15 protein-coding genes are annotated in these 22,774 nt (G+C 50.3%); 10 read left to right on the top strand and 5 right to left on the bottom strand.

Annotated elements, in window-relative coordinates:
- Positions 1-31: 31 nt before the first annotated feature.
- The 4 genes from ACSSVF_RS05240 (at position 32) to ACSSVF_RS05225 (ending at position 6,588) form a co-directional block, all read left to right on the top strand.
- On the top strand, positions 32-2,335 hold the full coding sequence (locus ACSSVF_RS05240; protein WP_492405903.1) for an ATP-binding protein: 2,304 nt from the start codon (positions 32-34) through the stop codon (positions 2,333-2,335).
- Between the two features lie 228 nt (positions 2,336-2,563).
- Positions 2,564-3,085, top strand: a complete 522-nt coding sequence (locus ACSSVF_RS05235) for a sigma-70 family RNA polymerase sigma factor (RefSeq protein ID WP_492405902.1) — start codon at positions 2,564-2,566, stop codon at positions 3,083-3,085.
- A complete protein-coding gene (locus ACSSVF_RS05230) occupies positions 3,085-4,056 on the top strand; it encodes a FecR domain-containing protein (protein ID WP_492405901.1) in 972 nt (323 codons plus the stop codon). The genes ACSSVF_RS05235 and ACSSVF_RS05230 overlap by 1 nt, the downstream gene beginning before the upstream one ends.
- Positions 4,057-4,161: 105 nt before the next feature.
- Complete coding sequence (locus ACSSVF_RS05225) at positions 4,162-6,588, top strand: TonB-dependent siderophore receptor (protein ID WP_492405900.1); 2,427 nt, start codon at positions 4,162-4,164, stop codon at positions 6,586-6,588.
- A 46-nt stretch (positions 6,589-6,634) separates the two neighbouring features.
- Here the strand turns inward: ACSSVF_RS05225 and ACSSVF_RS05220 are convergent, their stop codons facing one another.
- Together ACSSVF_RS05220 and ACSSVF_RS05215 are read right to left on the bottom strand one after the other, a co-directional pair.
- The gene (locus tag ACSSVF_RS05220; RefSeq protein ID WP_492405899.1) at positions 6,635-7,327 is read right to left on the bottom strand and encodes a TSCPD domain-containing protein; all 693 of its coding nucleotides are present in this window, start codon (positions 7,325-7,327) and stop codon (positions 6,635-6,637) included.
- A gap of 192 nt (positions 7,328-7,519) precedes the next feature.
- Positions 7,520-9,688, bottom strand: a complete 2,169-nt coding sequence (locus ACSSVF_RS05215; protein WP_492405898.1) for an adenosylcobalamin-dependent ribonucleoside-diphosphate reductase — start codon at positions 9,686-9,688, stop codon at positions 7,520-7,522.
- 373 nt (positions 9,689-10,061) lie between these two features.
- On the opposite strand from ACSSVF_RS05215, the gene waaA reads away from it, so the two are divergent.
- The gene (waaA, locus tag ACSSVF_RS05210) at positions 10,062-11,327 is read left to right on the top strand and encodes a lipid IV(A) 3-deoxy-D-manno-octulosonic acid transferase (RefSeq protein ID WP_492405897.1); all 1,266 of its coding nucleotides are present in this window, start codon (positions 10,062-10,064) and stop codon (positions 11,325-11,327) included.
- 932 nt (positions 11,328-12,259) lie between these two features.
- On the opposite strand, the gene ACSSVF_RS05205 is transcribed toward waaA, so the two are convergent.
- A complete protein-coding gene (locus ACSSVF_RS05205; RefSeq protein ID WP_492405896.1) occupies positions 12,260-12,706 on the bottom strand; it encodes a winged helix-turn-helix transcriptional regulator in 447 nt (148 codons plus the stop codon).
- 147 nt (positions 12,707-12,853) lie between these two features.
- On the opposite strand from ACSSVF_RS05205, the gene ACSSVF_RS05200 reads away from it, so the two are divergent.
- Positions 12,854-14,023 carry an MFS transporter gene (locus ACSSVF_RS05200; RefSeq protein ID WP_492405895.1) on the top strand — a complete coding sequence of 390 codons (1,170 nt, stop codon included), beginning with the start codon at positions 12,854-12,856 and terminating at the stop codon, positions 14,021-14,023.
- Positions 14,024-14,109: 86 nt separating this feature from the next.
- Here ACSSVF_RS05200 and metH read toward each other — a convergent pair whose 3' ends face one another.
- Together metH and ACSSVF_RS05190 are read right to left on the bottom strand one after the other, a co-directional pair.
- Entirely contained in the window at positions 14,110-17,898 is a 3,789-nt protein-coding gene (gene metH, locus ACSSVF_RS05195) for a methionine synthase (RefSeq protein WP_492405894.1), read from the bottom strand.
- A gap of 58 nt (positions 17,899-17,956) precedes the next feature.
- Positions 17,957-18,658, bottom strand: a complete 702-nt coding sequence (locus ACSSVF_RS05190) for a DUF2490 domain-containing protein (RefSeq protein ID WP_492405893.1) — start codon at positions 18,656-18,658, stop codon at positions 17,957-17,959.
- Between the two features lie 82 nt (positions 18,659-18,740).
- Between ACSSVF_RS05190 and ACSSVF_RS05185 the strand changes: the two genes are divergently transcribed.
- The 4 genes from ACSSVF_RS05185 to ACSSVF_RS05170 all read left to right on the top strand — a co-directional run bounded on the left by ACSSVF_RS05185 (position 18,741) and on the right by ACSSVF_RS05170 (position 22,766).
- Positions 18,741-19,121, top strand: coding sequence for a CidA/LrgA family protein (locus tag ACSSVF_RS05185; RefSeq protein WP_492405892.1), 381 nt, complete (start codon positions 18,741-18,743; stop codon positions 19,119-19,121).
- Positions 19,114-19,854, top strand: coding sequence for an LrgB family protein (locus ACSSVF_RS05180; RefSeq protein WP_492405891.1), 741 nt, complete (start codon positions 19,114-19,116; stop codon positions 19,852-19,854). The genes ACSSVF_RS05185 and ACSSVF_RS05180 overlap by 8 nt, the downstream gene beginning before the upstream one ends.
- A gap of 1,255 nt (positions 19,855-21,109) precedes the next feature.
- Complete coding sequence (locus ACSSVF_RS05175) at positions 21,110-21,418, top strand: hypothetical protein (protein ID WP_492405890.1); 309 nt, start codon at positions 21,110-21,112, stop codon at positions 21,416-21,418.
- Between the two features lie 268 nt (positions 21,419-21,686).
- Positions 21,687-22,766: an efflux RND transporter periplasmic adaptor subunit gene (locus tag ACSSVF_RS05170; RefSeq protein WP_492405889.1), complete on the top strand. Its 1,080-nt coding sequence runs from the start codon at positions 21,687-21,689 to the stop codon at positions 22,764-22,766.
- Positions 22,767-22,774: the final 8 nt, after the last annotated feature.

Genomic DNA, 22,774 nt, shown 5'->3' with positions numbered 1-22,774 from the left:
AGGTTAGTAATAAGGGGACGCATCCATGCGGATGGCTGATGTAATCGATTCACATTTGGACAACATTCTGAAAGAGTGGGATGCATTCGTCGCGTCACAATTTTCATCTGCCGCAAACACAAACGCACTTGCGGGACGGGACCATCGCTCTGAAATTCTACGTGCGATTGCCGAAGACTTGCGTCAGTCACAAACCAGTGCCACCCGTTCCACGAAACCGCCAGTATTGTCACCGGAAACAGGCGCTGAAATACATGGAAGGATTAGGGCAGAGGACGGATTTTCTATTACCCAGATTGTGAGCGAATATCGCGCCCTGCGTGCCTCAGTGATGCGCTTATGGGCAATGAGTAATACGCCGTTATCCGATGCCACGGCCATAGAGGATGTGACGCGCTTTAACGAGGCGCTTGATCAGGCGATTGCCGAATCTGTGGATTACTTCAACCAGGTGTTTTCCAGTGAGCGCATTGCACGGGATACGTTAGATAAAGAGCTTAAGCTCAATCGCGGGCGCCTCGAATACGCAAGCCGCCTCTCGCATGTGGGTTTTTGGTACTGCGACCTGCCCTTTGATGTGCTCGAGTGGGACGCGCAGGTAAAAAATCACTTTTTCATAGAGCCTGCAGCGGCGGTCAAGATCGAAGATTTCTACGACAGGATACACCCGGATGATAGGGAACGGACCAGGCTTGCGATTGCTGAGTCCATCAGCAGCCGGGATGCCTACGACATCATTTATCGCACCGTGAACCCCATGACGGGTGAGGTAAAGTGGATCCGGGCGCTCGGCGGCACCGATTATGACGCTGACGGTAGCCCTATCCATTTTGACGGCATTACCGTGGACGTGACGGCGCAAAAACTGGTTGAGATGCGTGTCGCAGAAAGCGAAGCCAGACACCGTGGCGTGATCACGAATATGGATGAAGCGTTTGCCCTGTTTGACCAGGACTTCAACATTATTGAAGTGAATGACGCGACTTGCAGGTTTGTAGACATTCCTCGCGCGCAATTGCTAGGCGCTAATCAATGGCAGCAGTTTCCGGAAACCTACGAATCTGACATTGGCAAAATGTACAGGCAAGTCCAACTGGATGGGCAGCCTAAGTTCCTGGAACATTATTATGTATTCCCGGATGGCCGGGCATTCTGGTTTGAGGCACGGGCTTTTAAGGTTGGGGATGGCGTTGCTGTCCTTTTCCGCGACATTACCAGAAGAGTCAAATTGATTGAAGCGCTGAAAGAGTCCGACAAGCGCAAGGACGAGTTTCTTGCCATGTTAGCCCACGAGCTTCGTAACCCCCTGGCCCCGATTGTGACGGCAGGCGAGATTCTCTGGCACATTTCCAAGACCAATGAATCGGTGGCTACGCCCGCCTCTATCATCCGCCGACAAGCCAAGCATATGACGCGGCTGATTGATGACCTGCTTGATGTATCTCGCGTCACGCAAGGCCATATTCACCTGCAAAAAGAAGTGATTAATATCTCTGACGTGCTCGCCCAGGCGGTTGAAATGTGCGAGCCGCAGCTCCAGGCCAAGCAACAGCACCTGACGATCACATCCCCTACTTCACTGTTTGTAGAAGGAGATATGGCACGGCTTGTGCAATGCGTTGCGAATATTATTACCAATGCCATCAAATATTCTGAAACCCATAGCGAAATCAAGATCAATGTCCGCAGTGAAGAGGCTGAAGTGATCATTGAAGTGGCAGATACGGGCAGCGGCATTGCCCCTGAAATGCTCCCGCAGATTTTCGAGCTTTTCGTGCAAAGCCAGGTGACCCTGGATAGGTCCCAGGGAGGGTTGGGCATCGGCCTGGCGATTGTGCAACGCCTGATTGCCATGCATGGCGGCCGTGTAAGCGCTTTCAGTATGGGTGAGGGGCTAGGCTCTACATTCGAAATTCGACTGCCGCGTATCGTCTCTTCAACGGCGACTGATCACCAGGCCAGCATAGCCGAATCAGCGCCAGTGCGCATTTTGATTGTCGACGACAACGTGGATGCAGCCGATACGCTAGTGATGATCACAGGGATACTGGGGCATGTTTCTATGGCTGTGCATAGTGCTCAAGAGGCACTTTCCAGTATTGATAGTTTCAAGCCAGATATCATGTTGATTGATATCGGCCTACCTGACATGGATGGTTACCAATTGGTAGCGCAACTTGGCAAGTTAGCGTTAGGCAAAAACGTGCGCAAGATTGCCATCACCGGATATGGGCAGCCTGAGGACAAAAAACGTGCTTTGGATGCCGGGTTTGACGAACATTTGGTAAAGCCGGTGGAGGTTGATGAATTGGAATTGGCGATAGGTGGCAGTTAACGTTTGAATGGTTTACTGATAAGGTCTGAATGCAACTTATGGTGCAGACCACAAAAGAAAAAGGGGCTTAACGCCCCTTTTTGATTAACCGCACATACTACTCCTTCTGCAGCTTCCAATATCTTTTTAATTTCCCATCTTAGAAATCATTGCTTTCACAATTTTGGACAGATAGAAGTTAAAGCTTTAGAATGAGAATTGTTATCATCTAAGCATTTAAAAAGTATCATGGCCAATTCGTCCGAGCTACCGATCTCAATCGTATATAAAAGTCACCATACTTGGTTGTTTAGCTGGTTGAATAGAAAACTGGGCTGCCCTCATAACGCAGCTGATATAGCTCAGGATACTTTCTTGCGGCTGTTGTTAAAGCATGAGGCATTACAGGATTTATCTACCCCAAGAATTTTCCTAGTCCGTATTGCTAAAGGGTTAATCATTGATCAATGGCGCAGGCAGGTATTAGAACAGCGTTATGTCGAAGCCCTCAGCGTATCCGGTGATGAGAGTTATGCCTCTCAAGAAGTAAAAGCCATCGTCATTGAAACCTTATTGAGAATTGATGCAATGCTTAACCGATTAAATCCTAAAGCCAAGCAGGCTTTCTTACTCTCTCAAATTCATGGGTTTAATTACAAAGAAATTGCCGACATCGTAGGTGTTTCAGAACGCATGATCAAAAAGTATATGGCGACTTCAATGATGCATTGCTTACTTCTGCGCCGTACGCTCAATGAGGAGCAAGGTTAATGTTGGCTGCTGAACATCTTGCTTTGCAACAAGCCTCAGAATGGTTTGCTGTACTCAATGACGCACGGGCTAATGAGAGTGATCATCAAGCATGGAAAGCATGGTTGGCAGCAAGCCCGGCTCATGCATTTGCCTGGCAAGAAGTTGAAAGTGTCCATGCCTCACTCCAAAAACTTAATGATATCGCCAGCAAGTCTGCATCTTTCGATGCACTGAGACAATCTTCTTCCAGAAGAGATTTCATGAAGGTATTAGGATTTGCAGGTGCTTCTGTATTCAGTCTGATGCTGATTAAAAAATACAGCCCTTGGCAGGATTGGGTTACTACACTGACAGCAACAAATGAAACGTATAGACCGCCCACAGCCGAGACCTCAATGGTTGCATTAACTGATCACGGAAAGCTTTGGCTAAATGCCAATAGTCAGGCAAAGGTTGAATACGGCTGGGCACTGCGACGCATCACTTTGTTAGCAGGCGAGATCCTGCTTCAATCGGGCCATGATGAAAAACAACGTCCACTAGTTGTTGATACTCAACATGGTCGTTTGACGGCTTTGGGAACTCGTTTCACGGTACGCCAGGAATCCGGAAAAACTTTACTTGCTGTCTACCAGGGTCAAGTAGCGATTACACCTACTCGGGGAAGCGCTAAGGTGGTTGATGCAGGATGGCAAGCCTATTTCGATAACCAGTCTATTCATGATTTTGAACCGGCATCGCCCGCCCGGGAAGCGTGGACCCGTGGCATGCTCATTGCAGACAACTCTAAACTAGAGGACTTTGTCGCTGAGCTCTCCAATTACACAACTAAGAAAATCTCTGTTGCTAGAAGCTTGGCCCATCATCGGGTGATGGGCGTATATCCATTCAGCAATGTCCCAATCGTCATGGCCGAAGTTGCCAATAGCTTATCAATCCGACTGAGCATTGATGGGCTGGGTAATATGGAGTTATTGCCAAAGAATTAAGTGGTCGTAATAACTTCAGGTTTTTTTCAAATCAGGTTCCCTTTTTATATCCCTTGTTCGGATTAGATATGTAATCACGCATTTCGTAATCTTCAGGGAGTAAAAATGAAAACACATCATTCAAAACAAGTCGCTCATCATGTAAGAGCGGCACTGATTGCCATCATTCTGGGAAGTGCCTGCAACGTTGCCAATTTACGCGCAGCAGAAGTCACCACCGAGGTGCATGAGTATCATATCCCCGCAGGAACGCTTAGTCAGGTGTTGAATCGCTTTGCTGCTGAGTCAGGTATTCTCCTATCTGCAAATGCCTCGCTGGCAGAGGGAAAGTCAAGCCCCGGGCTTCAGGGAAAGTTTAATGTACAGGATGGGCTGGAAGCCCTGCTTAAGGGCTCTGGTTTGCAGGTGGAGCACCGTGGTGATAAGCGTTATGCGATTATTCTTTCACCTGCAAAAGAAAGTGTCCTGCCAGAAGTCCAGGTGACGGCATCAGTCGAAAAAGAAACCGCATGGAGCCCCGTCAAAGGGTATGTAGCAAAACGTTCTGCCACAGGAACGAAGACAGATACGCCGATTGTTGAAACGCCACAATCTATTTCTGTCGTGACAAAAGATTTTATTGAGTCTATTGGCGCACAAACACTTAAAGAAGGGATGGCTTATACACCTGGTGTAAATATCGCGCCATACGGGCCGGATTCACGATATGACTGGATCGCATTACGAGGTGTTGATGCTTACTCACCCGGATTTTATCAAGATGGTTTGCAATGGCGAAACTCAGGCAATTTTGCGCTGTGGAAAGTCGAGAATTATGGCATCGAGCGCATGGAAATTTTGAGAGGTCCTGCTTCGATATTGTATGGGCAGAACTCAGCGGGTGGTTTAATTAATGTGACAAGTAAAAGACCTACTGAAACGCCAATCAGAGAGGTACAGGTTCAATTGGGTAATTTTGATCGTAAGCAAATAGCTGGCGACTTCTCAGGCGCATTGAATGAGGATGGTTCTGTGCTTTATCGAGTGACAGGCTTGTTACGAGACGCAGAGCTTCCACGCCAGCACATGGAAGATGATCGTGTTTTCATTGCGCCTTCAATTACTTTCAAACCATCTGATAAGACCACGCTAACACTGATGTCACAGTATATGCATTCTGATGCTGGCGTATTTGCAGGAGCGCTTCCCGAGCAAGGCACATTATTGAGAACGCCATCAGGGGATAAACTTTCATATAACACCTTTCCTGGCGATAAAAACTTCAACCGCTTTAATCAAAAGCAATGGTACGTGGGCTATTTATTTGAACACCAATTTAATGACCAATTCACGTTTAGACAAAATGCACGTTATAGCGAAATAGATTTAGAGTACTGGCAGGTATATGGAGGAGCATATCAAACAGTAAATGCCGGAAATCCTTCTGATCCAGATAATTTTCGGTTCATCACCCGAAGCATGACCGGCAGCCCAGAAAAGCTGAAAGCATTTACGATAGACAACCAGGTGCAGTCACATTTCCAATTTGGTAACTCAAAGCATACTGTATTACTTGGTCTGGATTACCAGCATGTTAAAGACAGCTATGAGTCATATTCTGGCAATGCTCCAGATCTTGATTTGTCTGCTCCCAATAATACGCAAGCTATACCTGTTGGCGACCCTTCAAGTGATGTGCGGATAAAGCTGGCGCAAACAGGTGTTTATCTTCAAGACCAGATCAAATGGGATGACCATTGGGTTGCTACGTTAGGCGGCCGGTACGACACGGCAAAGATTGATCAAGAAGAGCGAATCAGTGGTGGGTCGCAACAATTTACCGATCATAGATTCACCGGGCGTGCCGGCTTAGTTTATCTTTCCGATAATGGCTTAGCGCCTTACATAAGTTATTCTGAGTCTTTTGTACCTACAGCAACACTAGACCCCGTAACGCTCCAAAGCTTCAAACCAGAAACTGGACGTCAATATGAGGTAGGGCTACGCTATCAGCCAACCGGAAGCAAAGAAATTTATAGCGCTGCTATTTTCGATTTGAAGCGTAATGATTTCATTACTTACGACCCTATCACTTTTAGTCCTCGCCAAATTGGCCAGATACAAGTGCGTGGCTTCGAACTGGAAATGCACACTCAGCCAGTTGAAAGTATGAATATGGTTGTGGCTTACACTTACACGCCAAAGGTTGAAATTACTAAAAGTGCGGATGCTAACCAAGTTGGCACACCCGCAATTGCCACGCCTGAAAACACACTTGCGATTTGGAATGATTACCGGTTTACGAATGGCATCAAAGTTGGGCTTGGCGCACGATACAATGGCAGCACCCGTGGAAACTTCGATACGGCTTCAGAAAAACTCCCTTCTGTTACCTTGCTTGATGCTTTAGTAGGATACGATTTACGCCACTGGAATCTTGCTTTCAATGTTCGTAACCTTACCAATAAAGAGTACGTTGCAAATTGTTCTTTTGGCAGTTGCTATTACGGAGAACCTCGTCGTGCAATGCTGACGGCAACTTATCGCTGGTAAGGCATGAGTAGTAACGAAAGAAAAGGGGCTTAACGCCCCTTTTTGATTAACCACACTTGCTGTCGCCGCAGTTCAGGCAGGTCATGCATCCATCCATCAGTATGCTTGCTTTGGTATTACACTTCTTGCAAAGCTGCGCGCCTTTGGGAAAGCCTTCGTCGTTGGATTCATCACCTGCCTTGGCATGTTTTTCCAGGTATTCGGCTTTTTTCTCTTCCACCAGTTTTTGCTGGTGTTCGTCCAGGCCCGGTTTTTTCAGCATGCCGATTTCTTGCAGGTGGGTTTCTACTACTTCGCCGATCTCGGCCACCAGGCTAGGCACAAACTTGCCGCCTTTTTTGAAGTAGCCGCCTGAAGGTTCAAACACGCTTTTCAGCTCTTCTACCAGGAAAGTGACATCGCCACCTTTACGGAACACAGCGGACATGACGCGGGTCAGTGCGACTATCCACTGGAAGTGTTCCATGTTTTTGGAGTTGATGAATATCTCGAACGGGCGGCGGTGCTCTTGTGGCGTGTCTTCGTTCATGATGACGTCGTTGATGGTGATGTAGAGCGCGTGCTCGGTCACCGGCGTTTTGATCTTGTAGGTGTTGCCCACAAGCATATCCGGGCGGCTTAGCGGTTCGCCCATCTGGATAACATTCGTTGCAGCCGCTGCTGCGGCCTCGGTTGCTTTTTTGTCTTCATCGGTCACCAGTTTGTAGGCGGTGATTTTTTTGTCGATCTTGATTGCCATGTTGTTCTCCCTATTGGAGTAATCAATTCTTTATTAAATTCAATCTTCTAAAATACCTAAATTTTAGATGGTTGCCGTCGCGAGCGAAGCCAGTGCCAGGCGAAAAGCGGTTTTAAACCGGAGTGTACAAATAGTACATGAGGATTTAAAACTGCTTTTTAACGCCGCAATGGCGAGCGCAGCAGGCAAACACTAAAATTTTCCGTAGTAGCCTTCTTTGAAGGCGTCGAATAAGTTGGCCGCCGTATGAATCTCGCCATCGTACTCAATCTCTTCATTGCCTTTGGCTTCGATCTCAGTGCCATCTTCCAGCGTGAATTTATAGGTGGTGCTTTCCAGATCTTTCTCAGTCACCAATACGCCCTGGAACGCTTCCGGGTTAAAGCGGAAAGTCGTACAACCTTTCAGGCCTTTGTCATAGGCGTAGAGATAGATGTTTTTGAAATCCTCAAAGTCGTAATCGGTAGGCACGTTAATGGTTTTGGAGATGGAGCTATCTATCCATTTTTGCGCAGCGGCCTGGATATCCACATGCGCTTTTGCCATGATGGTGGATGAATCGAGGAAGTAATCCGGCAATTGCTCTTCTGGTTTGTCGCTAAACGGCATGGCATTCGCATTCACCAGTTCGCGGTAAGCCAGCAGCTCGTAGCTGAATACATCGACTTTCTCTTTCGACTTTTTGCCTTCACGGATCACGTTACGGGCATAGTGGTGGGCAAAGCTAGGCTCGATACCGTTGCTGGCGTTGTTGGCCAGGCTCAGTGAAATGGTGCCGGTTGGCGCGATGGAGCTGTGGTGCGTAAAGCGCACGCCCTTGGTCGCGATCTGGTTGCGCAAACCTTCGGGGAACTGCTGCATGTAGCGGCTGTATTTACCCAGCAACACTTTACCGGCCAGTTTTTGGCCGACCTTGATGCCATCGGCGGCCATTTCAGGGCGCACGCGCAGCATGTCGGCAGTCACTTCGAACTTCTCGTCCATGATAGGCGCCGGGCCTTTTTCATCAGCCAGTTGTACGCCGACTTCCCAGCCGACTTCGGCCATGATGCGGGTGACTTCTTCGGTGAATTTCACTGAATCTTCTTCGCCGTATTTCATTTTCAGCATGGTGAGGGTGGAACCCAAACCGAGGTAACCCATACCGTGACGGCGTTTGCGGGCGATTTCCTGGCGCTGTTGTTCGAGTGGCAGGCCGTTGATTTCAACTACGTTATCCAGCATGCGGGTGAATACACCGACCACTTCGCGGTATTCGTCCCAATCAAAATGTGCTTCGACAGTAAATGGCTGGCGCACAAACCGGGTCAGGTTGACTGAACCCAGCAGGCAGGCGCCGTAAGGTGGCAATGGTTGCTCGCCGCACGGGTTGGTAGCGCGGATATTTTCGCAGAACCAGTTGTTGTTCATCTCATTGACGCGGTCGATCAGGATAAAGCCTGGCTCGGCAAAATCGTAGGTGGAAGACATGATCACATCCCACAGGCGGCGCGCTTTGAGGGTTTTGTAGATGCGGCAAGCGACTTTACCGGCCTCAGGGCCATCGGCCTTGGTCAGATATTTATGCTTGACCGGCCAGTCGCGCCACACTACTTGTGACTCGTCATTCACGTTCAGGCCATCGATAATCGCCTCTTTTTCGGTGACCGGGAAAGCCAGGCGCCATTCGTCATCGGCTTTCACTGCTTCCATAAATTCTTTGGTGATCAGGCAGCTAAGGTTGAACTGGCGCAAACGGCCATTTTCACGCTTGGCCTTGATGAAGTCAGTCACGTCGGGGTGGCTGATATCAAAAGTCGCCATTTGCGCGCCACGGCGGCCACCAGCAGAAGACACGGTGAAACACATTTTGTCGTAGATATCCATAAACGACAGCGGGCCGGAAGTGTAAGCACCGGCACCGGCAACAAATGCGCCTTTAGGACGCAGGGTGGAAAACTCGTAACCGATACCGCAACCAGCTTTTAAGGTCAGGCCAGCTTCGTGCACTTTGCCCAGAATGTCGTCCATGCTGTCTTCCACCACGCCGGACACGGTGCAGTTAATGGTAGAAGTGGCAGGTTTGTGTTCCAGCGCTCCGGCATTAGAAGTAATGCGGCCAGCCGGAATCGCGCCGCGGCGTAACGCCCACAGGAATTTTTCATGCCACTCGGCTTTTTTCTCTTCGGTGGTTTCCACATCGGCCAGCGCCCGGGCAACACGGCTATAAGAATCATCCATGCTCAGATCAACATGTTCGCCAGATTTGGTTTTCAGTCGGTATTTTTTATCCCAGATATCCAGCGAGACAGGCTGCACCGGGATTTCCACCACGGCTTCGTCTGTATAGGCTTTTTTATTCGTTTCAACGGCTTTTAGCATTGATCTTCTCCACACCTTGGTGATTCTTATTTGGTTTAATGCATCAGCCTGTAAGCACCAAGGCTTGAGCGACTGACCTCGCTTTGGAACACGCCGGGTGAGCATTCACAACTCACAAAAAAGCCGCGCCCTCAGCTTGGGGGCGCATCACCGACTAAACACTATATCTTGTGTTATTAACTATAATTTATGCCTATATTTTGTTAACGTCAACCCATTTTTTATGCCTTTTTTTAGTGCATAAACCTTGCACTTTTTTAATCACTTTTGCTATAAGGCTTCAAGCATAGGTGAGTCATCACTCTCGTGTTTCGCATGCATTTGATTGGTGCATTCAGGCAAGATGTCAGCGCAAATATGCGAGAATAGCGCCATGCCAAAATTCGTATACTCCCTGTTGATGCTGCTGGTGGCGCTGTTGCTGCCAATCAAGCTGCTGTGGCGCGGCCTCAAACAGCCTGAATACCGCCAGCACTGGGCTGAACGCTACGGCTTATATACACCAAAAATCAACGCGCCCCTGATCTGGGTGCATTGCGTCTCCGTTGGTGAAACGCGTGCTACACAGCCACTGATTCAAGCGCTGCTGAAAGAATATCCCCAACACCAGATACTGATGACGCACGGCACGCCTACCGGACGTGAAACCGGCCAGCAGATATTGCGTGATGAAATTGCCAATGGCCGCGTGCTGCAAGCTTACTTGCCCGTTGATACACCAGGCGCAGCTAAACGATTTTTAAACTATTTCAAGCCGACTATCGGCTTGATCATGGAAACCGAGCTGTGGTTTCACCTGATAGACCAGGCAAAACAAAAGCAGATTCCAGTCGCCTTGCTGAGTGCACGTTTATCCGAAAAATCTGCCCGCGGTTATGCCAAACTAGGCAAACTGACGAGTGATGGCCTGCAACAATTAGCATTGGTCGCGGCACAAACTGAAGCCGATGCACAACGCCTGCAAGCCTTAGGCGCAAACAATGTCATCGTATGCGGCAACCTCAAATTTGACGTCACGCCACCGGTTGATAGCCAGGCCAAAGGCCTAGCATTACGTGAATTGCTGGGTAATCACCGTACGGTATTGATGGCGGCCAGCACGCGTGAAGGCGAAGAACCGCTGATTCTAGACGCGGTAAAAGAGAGCAACGTTTTGCTGTTGCTAGTCCCGCGCCATCCGCAACGCTTTGCCGAAGTTGAAACTTTATTAAAAGCACGCGGCCTGCGCTATGTGTTGCGTACGGAGCTGTCACAAACACTGAATGACGATGTACAAGTGGTGCTAGGTAATAGCATGGGTGAAATGTATGCCTATTATGCGGCGAGTGACTTTGCAGTGATGGGCGGTAGTTTGCAACCGCTGGGTGGGCAGAATCTGATCGAAGCAGCGGCGATGGGCGTGCCGACGATTTTAGGGCCGAATATGTTTAATTTTGCACAGGTGACAAGAGAGGCTGTCGCGGCGAATGCAGCGGTGCAAATTAGTGCAGTTTCAGAACTGCGTGGCATGATTGCCAGTTTGGCAGCGGATAAGGCAAAAGTACAAAGAATGGCGTTCGCGGCGAGGGAGTTTGCTTTGCAGCATAGAGGAACGACGCAAAGATTGATGGTAGCGATCAGAGAGTTTTTAAAACCTTAATTCGTCGAGATTAAGAACCATCTGATTGGCTTAGTAGTTTTGTGATAGTTAGCCGCTCACCTTTTCGCCACTAGGCGACCCTCTTTCTTATGCTTGTCCATAAGAAAGAAGGCAAAGAACAAGACACCCTAGCTTCCGCTTATTTCCTGCGTTGCTCATCAACGTGGGCGTCCAGCGAAACTCGCCCTGACAAGCCACACACAACGCGGCTTGTTGCGGAGCTCAAACAGGCGCTGGTCGACACCTCCCACGCTGACTGCGCTACTCGGCGCGTCAGATAGGGGCCCGTGAAAAGCACTACGCGGTTGCTTAAGTGAGACTCCTCACATCGCTTCCCGCACAACCATTGAAATAGAACAAACAAGAGCACCCAACAAAACAATGGAGTTGGTTTGTGGGGTGCTCTTGTTTTAGAAATTAAAGAAGTCCCTTAGCGCCCTGAATGCATACTTTTAACAAGCGTTTCATCGTGGTGGTTTTAACCGGGCCCCTATCTGACGCGCCGAGTAGCGCAGGCAAAATAGGAGGAAGGGAGCGACTGTCCGAATCCCGCGGTGGCCTGCGTAGTGTGCAGGCCGCTAGGTTGAGTTTCGTGACCGCTTATTTTGGCGAGCAACGCAGGGAACAAGCGGAAGCTAGGGTGCCCTTTCTTTTGGTGACTTATTCTTTGGGCAAGCAAAGAAAAGTCACTCGCCTAGGGGCGAAAGAAAACGCCAACCAATCCATCTATACCCCAGTCCCATGAATTGCTTTCTAAATCAATCAGACAAAAAATGCACTATTCTGTGCGCTTTTTCATCTGCAGTTAATCACTTACCCTAAGTTCGGCGCTAACCATCTCTCCAACCAAGTCTTCTGCACATACCTCTTTCGCGTCATACCTTTTCTCCTCGTCATTAGCTATTAATCCAGAGTAGGTATTGGGTTAATCACTAGGGCACTTTTTTAACACTTACTTCCTGCGAAGTAACAATTCGACCGTCCGCCGCCGTTGCTTGCATTAACTTCAGCGTGTTACCTGAGAGATTGTCTATTAACTGGGAATGTACTTCGCCTTTTGTGAACAAATTTTGTTCGCCCCATTGTCGCAACGCCACAATTAATGTAAATAGTTGTTGTCCGGACGTTGACAGCACATATTCCTGATAAGACGTGCCATCGGAGGCGGGTTGCACCTCCAAAACCCCTTTATCTACCAAGTCACGCAAACGATCGGCAAGAATACTTCTCGCCACCCCCAGATCACGCTGAAACTCGCTAAATCGACGTGTTCCGTCAAAGGCATTACGGACGATGAGTAATGACCAGCGATCGCCAATAATATCTACCGAGCGCGCCACCGGACAGGTTTCGATGCGTTTTCCTGGTTGCTTTTTCATGATCAAGGTTGGGATAAATGCCGAATATAAGTTGGTTTCATTTTAAGACCAGTTCATCTACAATACAACCAGTCTTAATTTGAAACCAGATTGCACAATTGATATATGCCTGATGACCACACTACATTATCGAAACCAGCACATTCGATGCCTCGCCAGCTAGTCCTGCTGTTTGCTTGTGCCAGTGGATTATGTGTGGCGAACGTGTATTACGCTCAACCGTTACTGGACGCTCTGGCTGCTGAATTTGCCATCAGTCTTGCAGATGTGGGAGTCATCGTCACGGCGACTCAACTTGGCAGCGCGTTAGCCTTGCTCCTGGTTGTGCCTTTGGGTGATGTGGTGGACAGGAAGCGGTTGATGATGGCGCAACTAGCTTTACTGGTTTTAGCGCTGGCAAGTGTTTGTGTGGCCTCATCCTCCAAGCTACTGCTTTTGGGCATGCTGGCCATCGGTCTGCTGGGTACGGCGATGACTCAGGGGCTCATTGCTTATGCGGCCACTGCTGCTGCACCTGCAGAACGGGGCCGCGTGGTTGGGGCCGCACAAAGTGGTGTCGTCATCGGTTTACTGCTGGCAAGAGTACAGGCAGGCTTTATTGCTGATTTAACCGGTTGGCGCGGAGTGTATTTCCTCTCTGCCATGGTGATGCTAACGCTGGGCGTCATTCTCTGGCGGGTATTGCCAGCGCAGACACGGCCATTGCAAAAGTTATCGTATGTGGAATTGATTGTGTCGATGTTTACCTTGCTGGGCACTGAGCGTGTGCTGCAAATTCGCGGGGCGATTGCATTGCTGATGTTTGCAGCTTTTAGTATCTTCTGGAGCGCATTGGTCTTGCCTTTGAGTTCACCACCGTATCGTTTTTCGCATACCGCTATCGGCGCGTTCGGACTCATTGGCGTGCTCGGCGCGCTGATTGCAGCAAAAGCGGGACACTGGACAGACCGCGGCCTGGGACAAGTGACCAGCGGGGTCGCGTTGCTACTACTCCTCACATCATGGGTGCCGCTTGGGTACGGCACACATTCTCTTTACTGGCTTGTGATCGGGATCATCATGTTAGATATTGGTGGCCAGGCGATTCATGTCACGAATCAAGGCATGATTTTTAGCAGCCAAACGCACGCGCACAGCCGCCTGGTGGGGTGCTATATGCTTTTCTACGCTGCAGGGAGCGGTTTAGGCGCCATTGTGTCTACGTCGGTCTATGCCTCATCAGGCTGGCAGGGAGTATGCCTGCTAGGTGCTGGTGTCAGCGGATTGGCACTGGTTTTCTGGCTCTCAACATTGCGGTTTATGCCAAAGAATTGTTGAGTTTAAGAGCATCAAAAGACGTATAAAAGCCAGCCAGGCACCAGATAAGACGGGGACACAAGCTGACATATAAAAGCAACTATCCCCTACCCAAGGTTAGGCGCTAACCATCTCTCCAACCATGCCTTCTCCACATGCCTTCTCTTCGCCATGTCTGCCACTTGGTCGTTACCGATCTTATCGACACTGAAATACCTGGATTCAGGGTGCGCCAGGTAAAAACCGCTCACCGCCGCAGCCGGTAACATCGCGTAGCTATCCGTCAATTGCATATCGATTTCTTCCGCTTGCAGCACCCTGAACATATCTGCTTTCACCGTATGATCCGGGCAGGCGGGATAGCCTGGTGCCGGACGGATGCCCTGGTATTTTTCCTTGATCAGGGCTTCACTATCCAATTGCTCGCTTGCGACATAACCCCATAAATCTTTACGCACGCGTTCATGCATATATTCGGCAAACGCTTCTGCCAGACGGTCAGCCAATGACTTGAACATGATGGCGTTGTAATCATCATGATTCTTTTCATAGTCGGCCAGGCGTTTTTCCATGCCCAGGCCGGCGGTGACGGCAAACAGGCCTATGTAATCATCGGTGCCTTTAGGCGCGATAAAATCGGCCAGGCACTGGTTAGGGCGTGCTACGCCATCGATCACCGGTTTTTGTGTTTGCTGGCGCATGCCATACCAGGTAAGTGCCACTTGACTGCGGGTTTCATCGGTGTAAATCTCGATATCGTCACTGTTGACCTGGTTGGCCGGGAACAAGGCAATCACACCATTCGCAGATAACCAGCGGCCATCGACGATGCGTTTCAGCATGGTCTGCGCTTCAGCAAATACTTTGCTGGCGGCTTCACCGACGACTTCGTCTTTGAGGATGGCCGGGTAAGGCCCTGCCAGGTCCCAGGTCTGGAAGAACGGGCCCCAGTCTATATATTGTGCGATGAGTGCCAGGTCGATGTTTTTAAACACACGGCGACCAATGAATTTAGGTTTTACCGGCGCATTGGCTGCTGCAAAATCCACCTTGGCGGCATTGGCGCGTGCATCAGCCAGGCTCAGCATGGGCACGCCTTTTTTGTTGGCATGCTGATGGCGCGCTTTGGCGTAATCGGCCTGGATCTCGGCCAGGTATGCGCCACGAGTTTCTGGCGTCAGCAGGTTTTGCATGACGCTGACCGAGCGCGAAGCATCCGGTACATAAATCACCGGGCCTTCGTAATGAGGCGCGATTTTCACGGCGGTGTGCGCGCGTGAAGTGGTCGCGCCACCAATCAACAATGGCGTCTGGTTTTCGACAAAATGCGGGTCGCGTTGCATTTCCCTGGCGATATAGGCCATTTCTTCCAGCGATGGCGTGATCAGGCCGCTCAGGCCGATGATATCGGCATTCTCCGCCTTGGCCATGGCCAGGATCTCGGCGGCGGGCACCATCACACCCATGTTCACCACTTCAAAGTTATTACACTGCAATACTACCGAGACGATGTTTTTGCCGATATCGTGCACATCGCCTTTAACCGTGGCAATGACCACTTTGCCCTTGGGCTTGGCCACCACACCGGTGCGTTTTTCTTCCAGCGCTTTTTCTTCTTCGATAAACGGGATCAAGTGCGCAACGGCGGATTTCATGACGCGCGCCGATTTCACCACTTGCGGCAAGAACATCTTGCCCTGGCCGAACAGGTCGCCGACCACATTCATGCCGTCCATCAGCGGGCCTTCAATCACATGGATAGGCCGACCACCGTTATTCATGATCTCCTGGCGCACCTCTTCCGTGTCTGCCACGATAAAGTCGGTGATACCGTGCACCAGCGCGTATTCCAGGCGTTTGCTTGCCGGTACCGGCTGCTCTGGTGTACCGCGCCAGGCCAGCGTGGCTTCGATTTTTTTGCCGCCTGCCACCAGCGTGCCGGCGATCTCGATCATGCGCTCGGTCGCCGCCAGCGGATTGTCGGGGTCGACCACGCGATTCAACACCACGTCTTCGACCCGCTCACGCAATTCTGCGGGGATATCGTCATACACACCGACCATGCCGGCGTTGACGATGCCCATGGTCATGCCCGCCTGGATGGCGTGGTAGAGGAAGACGGTATGAATGGCTTCACGTGCCGGTTCGTTGCCGCGGAAGCTAAAGCTCACGTTAGATACACCACCGGAAATACGTGCATATGGCAAATTCTGCTTGATCCAGCGTGTGGCTTCGATAAAGTCCACCGCGTAATTGTTGTGCTCTTCGATCCCCGTTGCCACGGCAAAAATATTGGGGTCAAAGATAATATCTTCCGGCGGGAAACCCTGTCCCACCAGCAAATCATAAGCGCGTTTGCAAATCTCGGTTTTGCGCGCGTAAGTATCAGCCTGGCCGGTTTCATCAAACGCCATCACCACTACAGCAGCACCGTAGCGCTGGCAGAGTTTGGCCTGGCGTAAAAACTCGGTTTCGCCTTCTTTCATCGAGATCGAGTTGACGATGGCTTTACCTTGCACGCACTTTAGTCCGGCCTCGATCACCGCCCATTTGGACGAATCGATCATGATAGGCACGCGGGCAATATCCGGTTCGGAGGCGACCAGGTTGAGGAAATGCGTCATCGCCTTGACCGCATCCAGCATGCCTTCGTCCATATTGATATCGATGACCTGTGCGCCGTTTTCTACCTGCTGGCGTGCGACACTGAGCGCTTCTTCGTATTGCTCGTTGATGATCATGCGTGCAAACGCTTTAGAGCCAGTGACGTTGGTACGCTCACCGACGTTCACATACAGCGAGCTTTCATCGATGATGAAAGGTTCCAGACCAGAGAGCTTGGTCGTGACTGGCAGCTCAGGCACCTGGCGCGGTGGCAAGCTTTTAATGGCGTTATAAATGGCGTTGATATGGTCTGGCGTAGTACCGCAACAGCCCCCGGCGATATTGATAAAGCCGCTGTCGGCAAATTCCTTGACCAGGCTGGAAGTCACATCAGGCGTTTCATCAAAGCCAGTGTCTGACATCGGGTTAGGCAAACCGGCGTTAGGGTAAATACAAACGAAAGTATCTGCGACTTTGCTGAGTTCTTCAGCATAGGGACGCATCAGTGTCGCACCCAACGCACAGTTCAGGCCTACCGTCAGCGGTTTGACATGGCGTACCGAATGCCAGAAAGCAGTCACGGTCTGGCCAGACAGGATACGGCCGGAAGCATCAGTCACCGTGCCGGAAATCATGATAGGCCAGGTCTTGCCCTGCTCGTCAAAGAAAGTCTCAATCGCAAACAAGGCAGCTTTACAGTTGAGCGTATCAAAAATGGTTTCCACCATCAGGATATCGGCGCCACCATCGACCAGCCCGCGGATTTGCTCGTGGTATGAAGTCACCAGCTGATCGAAACTGACGTTACGTGCGGCCGGATCATTAACGTCCGGAGAGATAGAGGCGGTTTTTGGCGTGGGGCCCAAAGCACCGGCAACAAAGCGCGGTTTGTCCGGTGTGCTGTACTTTTCGCAGGCGGCCTTGGCTAATTTGGCGGATGCTACGTTCATCTCATACACCAGATGCGCCATATGGTAATCGTCCTGCGCGACGCTGGTGGCACCGAAAGTATTGGTTTCTACGATGTCAGCACCCGCCGCCAGGTATTTCTCATGGATCTCCTGGATCACGTGCGGCTGGGTCAGTGTCAGCAGTTCATTATTGCCTTTGACAAACAGTTCACGTTCGCCCGCCGGGCCCTGGAAATCCTTGAAACGCTCACCGCGATAATCTGCCTCAGTCAGCTTGTATTGCTGGATCATCGTCCCCATCGCGCCATCCAGAATGAGGATGCGTTTGGACAAGGCTTCACGTAGCCATTGCTCAGTGGTGGAGACTGACGGTTGCGTCATGCGTATCAACTTGAAAATAAAAGCGCTATTTTATCACAGCGGGTTTCAAGCTCTGCTGCTAGAAATTGAAGCGGAAAGTCGTCATCAGCACATGGTTTTCGCGGTCCACGGTGCGCGTATTGATATATTGGTTGAGGTAGCCGACATCGACATTGGAAAAGTCGCTGAATTTCCAGTTGCCGCCAAGAAACAGGCGGTTCTGGTCTATGCCACGGCGTACACCCCACTCAGTTTGATTGAAGTTGATAAACAACTCGTCATACACCACCCATTGTAATTGCGGGTGCAGCGTACTCGGCGTGGTGGCCCTGACCATTTGCCGCATGCGGTGCCCTACATCCTGAAAATCTTCACGGCGACGCTGTTCAAAACGCGTGCGGCTGGTAAAAGTAATATCCGCCACTTCATCAAACTGGTATTGAAACTGTTCCCATAAGCGGTTTTCGCGGAAGCTGGATTGCCCGGCAGGATGCGTGATCACTGTATCGTAACCCAGCCAGACGCTGGATTTGGGATTGAATTTATAGAATACCGCCGGGCGCAAAATCAGTTGGTCAAAGTCCCGTCCTTCTTCACGCCAGCGCGGATGCGTATCCATGCTCCAGTAAAAATTATCTGCCGGCAACTTGCCCTGCGTATACACACTTAACCAGTAGCGGCCGTCTTCTTCAGTCTCAGCAAATGCAGGCAGTGAACCGAGCAAACCCAGAATTAAAAAAACACGGCTGAAAAAAATATAGTCGAATCGGGAAAATGACATTAACATCGCGGCATTCTATTGGTATAAAACAGCATGGATAAAACTGGCTGCCATTCAGCAGCCAGCTATGTAAGGGGATTGCATGATATCAGGTTTGGTTCAACTCTTTTTGTGGCAGGGCCTGGGCGAATTGCTCAGCAAATTCTTCCTGCCCAGCATTCCGGGGCCGGTGCTAGGCTTATTGTTACTACTGGCATTTTTATGTTTTAAAGGCCAGGTTGATACCGACCTTGCCAACGTGGCAGACGCTTTCCGCCAGCATCTGGGTTTATTGTTTGTGCCCGCGTCTGTCGGTGTGTTGTTATTCCTGCCCGAATTACAAACGCATGCTTTGGCAGTCAGTACAGCCTTACTGGTCAGCGTGATTTTGACCATCGCGGTCACAGCGATCGTGCTAAAAGTGTTCTGGTATTTTTCACTCAAGCGCAACAAGGGCATCAGCAGAGAGCAGCGCCATGAGTAAACGTATCCCTATTTCTGAAATCTGGGTCTACCTGTCCGGCGACCCATTGTTTGCGCTGATCATTACGCTGGCGACCTACCAACTAGGCTATTTGTTATACGTGCGCGCAAAACGGCATCCGCTGGTCAACCCGGTCGCGATTGCCGTGATCCTGACCTGCCTGATTATTGATGCGCTGGAGATGCCGTATGAGAAATATTTTGAAGGCGCGCAGTTTGTGCACTTTCTGCTGGGCACGGCCACCATCGCGCTTGCAGTGCCTATCTACTACGGCTTTAAACGCATGCAGGGCAAGATTTTCCATATCTGGGTCGCATTGACGGCAGGCAGTACGGTATCGATTATCAGCGCGGTGGCGATCAGCAAACTGATGGGCGCTTCTGACAATATTGTCGGCAGTATGTATGCCAAATCAGTGACCGCGCCGATTGCGATGGGCATTGCCGAGAGATTAAGCGTATCGCCTACCCTGACTGCCGTATTTACTGTGATTACCGGCATGCTGGGCGCAATCCTGGCGCCCTATATTTTAAACGCAGTTAAAGTACACCAATGGTGGATACGTGGTACGGCGATCGGTGTCGGGGCACATGGCCTGGGTATTACGCGGGCATTTAGTGTGAACGAAGAAGCCGGGATTTACGCCAGCATGGCGATGGGGCTGAATGGGGTGATCAGCGCGATTGGGCTGCCTATTGTGCTGACTTATTTACGGCCGCATTTGGGATTTTGAAACTTAGATTGGGCTAGTTTTAATCAGAATTACTAGCTTTGGTGCTTTACTCGATAGGGTTGCTTTTCGCCCCTAGGCGACCCTCTTTCTTATGCTTGTCCATAAGAAAGAAGGCAAAGAACAATACACCCTAGCTTCCGCTTATTTCCTGCGTTGCTCATCAACGTGGGCGTCCAACGGAACTCGCCCTAGCGGCTTGCACACTACGCAAGCCACCGCGGAGCTCAAACAGGCGCTGGCCGACAACTCCCACGCTGACTGCGCTACTCGGCGCGTCAGATAGGGGCCCGTTTAAAATCACCACGCGGTGACTTATATTGAAATTCATCACATTGCATCCCGCCGAGACTGAACTAAAACAAAGCAAACGGACAAAATGACCAACAAAATAGTTTGTTGGTCATTTGCTTTGTCTTTAAAAAAGCCGCTTAGCGCCCTGAGTGCAGCATGTTTAGCTGACATCTCATCGTGGTGGTTTTAACCGGGCCCCTATCTGACGCGCCGAGTAGCGCAGGCAAAATAAGGAGGAAGGGAGCGACTGTCCGAGTTCCGCGGTGGCCTGCGTAGTGTGCAGGCCGCTAGGATGAGTTTCGTGACCGCTTATTTTGACGAGCAACGCAGGAAACAAGCGGAAGCTAGGGTGCCCTTTCTTTTGGTGACTTTTTCTTTGGGCAAGCAAAGAAAAGTCACTCGCCTAAGGGCGAAAAGCAACGGTGCAATAAAGCAGCAAAGTCGAACGCTGAACCACCCAAAGAAATACCGATTACACCTGCCAGCAAGTGTGAGATTCGTTCTTTGTTGTCATCAAGCTAAGCATTAACTCTGCCTGGATTCTCCCTTGCAGGGCGCACTGGCTTCTACATAAGTCAGTTTTTTCGCAGGCAAAGAGCATGTTCTTTGAAACCCCTGCTACACCCTACGCCAGAATGACGAGCTTGTGCCGTACTCAGGCAGCTTTTGCGAAAGCCAACCGCTACGCAAGCACTCCGCATACTCTGCAAAACAACCATTTCATTGAAATAAATGCTTCGAAACTGACACCCAGCTTACAAACGGCCATTTTGTACGAACTTGGCGCGCTTGCGGCTTGTCATTCGCAATGTAAAAGCGTTTAATGTAAGTATTGTAAAGCCCCAAAAAGACATTTTGATGCATGGTTTTCAAGCGCTTATTTCATCCGTTAAAACCATCATTACAGAAAATCGATTCTTTTCCGTTAATTGACTTAATGCATAAACATTTGAATACAGCTGCAATGCAACTCAGACTGTGGGTAGTCACAGTACTGCTGACTGTACTCGGCTTTGCGTTAGTTGCTGAATTCTCCGATCACTCCAGCTACAGCGATGACACCGTCAGGGTGCGCGTAGCCGAAATCATTGAATATACCGGCGATGGCGAATCGCCGCTCACTTCGCCGCTTTACCTGATCCCCCCTGCCGCAAGCATGACGATTGCCTGCGTGATTCCTTTTGCGTTGCTGTGTCTCTCTCGCCGTCGCGTGGCCCCACGCCCGGTGGTTGTCCGTCACCTGCATTCACGCGCACCGCCCGCCTCACATTAAGGTGTTACCCGCGTTTGCGCCTGAGCATGGCGCGCGCTGAACCTGAACACCCGCACACCCGAATCCGCCACTGTAGGTAAGCGCTTGCTTGCGCCAGAAAAAAGCAAACTAGCCAAGCAACTTCAACTTCACCATGCGGACTCCATGGCTGTGTATTGCCAGACAGGTTTATCGCTCATGCCAATTCAGCACTCGCAGCACCTGTGCTTAGACTTACCCTTTCTTTATTATCTGATACACATAAAACACTATGATTAAACAGCACTCAATGATTAAGCACCTGGTTGTTTTAGGCTTTCTTGGCAGCGTGCTCAGCGCCTGCCACAAAGAAGAAGAGCACAAGGAAGCGCCTCCGAAACTGGAAGTGACCTCGCCATTGCGCAAGGACACCAGCATCACCAAGGAGTATGTCGCCCAGATCCATGCGATTCAGCATATTGAATTGCGCGCGCTGGAGCGTGGCTATCTGCAGGATATATTTGTCGATGAAGGACAAGTGGTCAAACAGGGTCAGCCCATGTTCAAGATCATGCCGAATGTGTATCAGGTCGAGCTGCTGAAAGCCGAAGCCGAGACCAAGACCGTGCAGATCGAATACGAGAACACGCGCGCACTGGCCGAGAAGAATATCGTTTCGCCCAATGAACTGGCACTGGCCAGAGCCAAACTCGACAAAGCCAATGCCGAAGTGAAACTCGCGCAGACACATTTGAACTTTACCGATATCAAGGCGCCGTTTACCGGCGTCATGGACCACCTGGCAGCACGAAAAGGCAGCTTGATGGACGAAGGCGACCTGCTGACTACGCTGTCTGACAACAGCAAAATGTGGGTGTATTTCAACGTGCCGGAAGCCGAGTACCTGGATTACATGGCGATACAAGGCCGCGATGAACACCGCAAGGTCAAACTGAAAATGGCCAATGCGCAAGAGTTCAACCAGGAAGGCACCATAGAAACCATAGAAGGTGACTTTGACAATAAAACCGGCAATATTGAATTTCGCGCCGTGTTTAACAATCCTGACCGGGTGCTCAGGCATGGTGAAACCGGCAACATTTTAATGGAAGTGCCTTTTGCGAATGCGCTGTTGATTCCGCAGAAAGCCACATTTGAAGTGCTGGATAAAACCTATGTCTATGTGGTGACCAAGGCCAACAAGCTGGAACAACGCCTGATCACGATCGCGGCCGAGCAGCCACATCTGTTTATCGTCAAATCCGGCCTGAAAGAAGATGATCGCGTATTGATCGAAGGCCTGCGCAGGGTGCAAAACGGGGAAACCATTGCGGTGAACTTCCAGACGCCGGAGCATGTGTATTCCCATTTAGATCTTTACGCCGAATAGTCAGCCAG

The organism is Methylophilus sp. E2MeOHC9, assembly GCF_058744375.1.
Note: the sequence above shows the minus strand (reverse complement) of the source record. Positions and strands in the feature narration are given on the sequence as shown.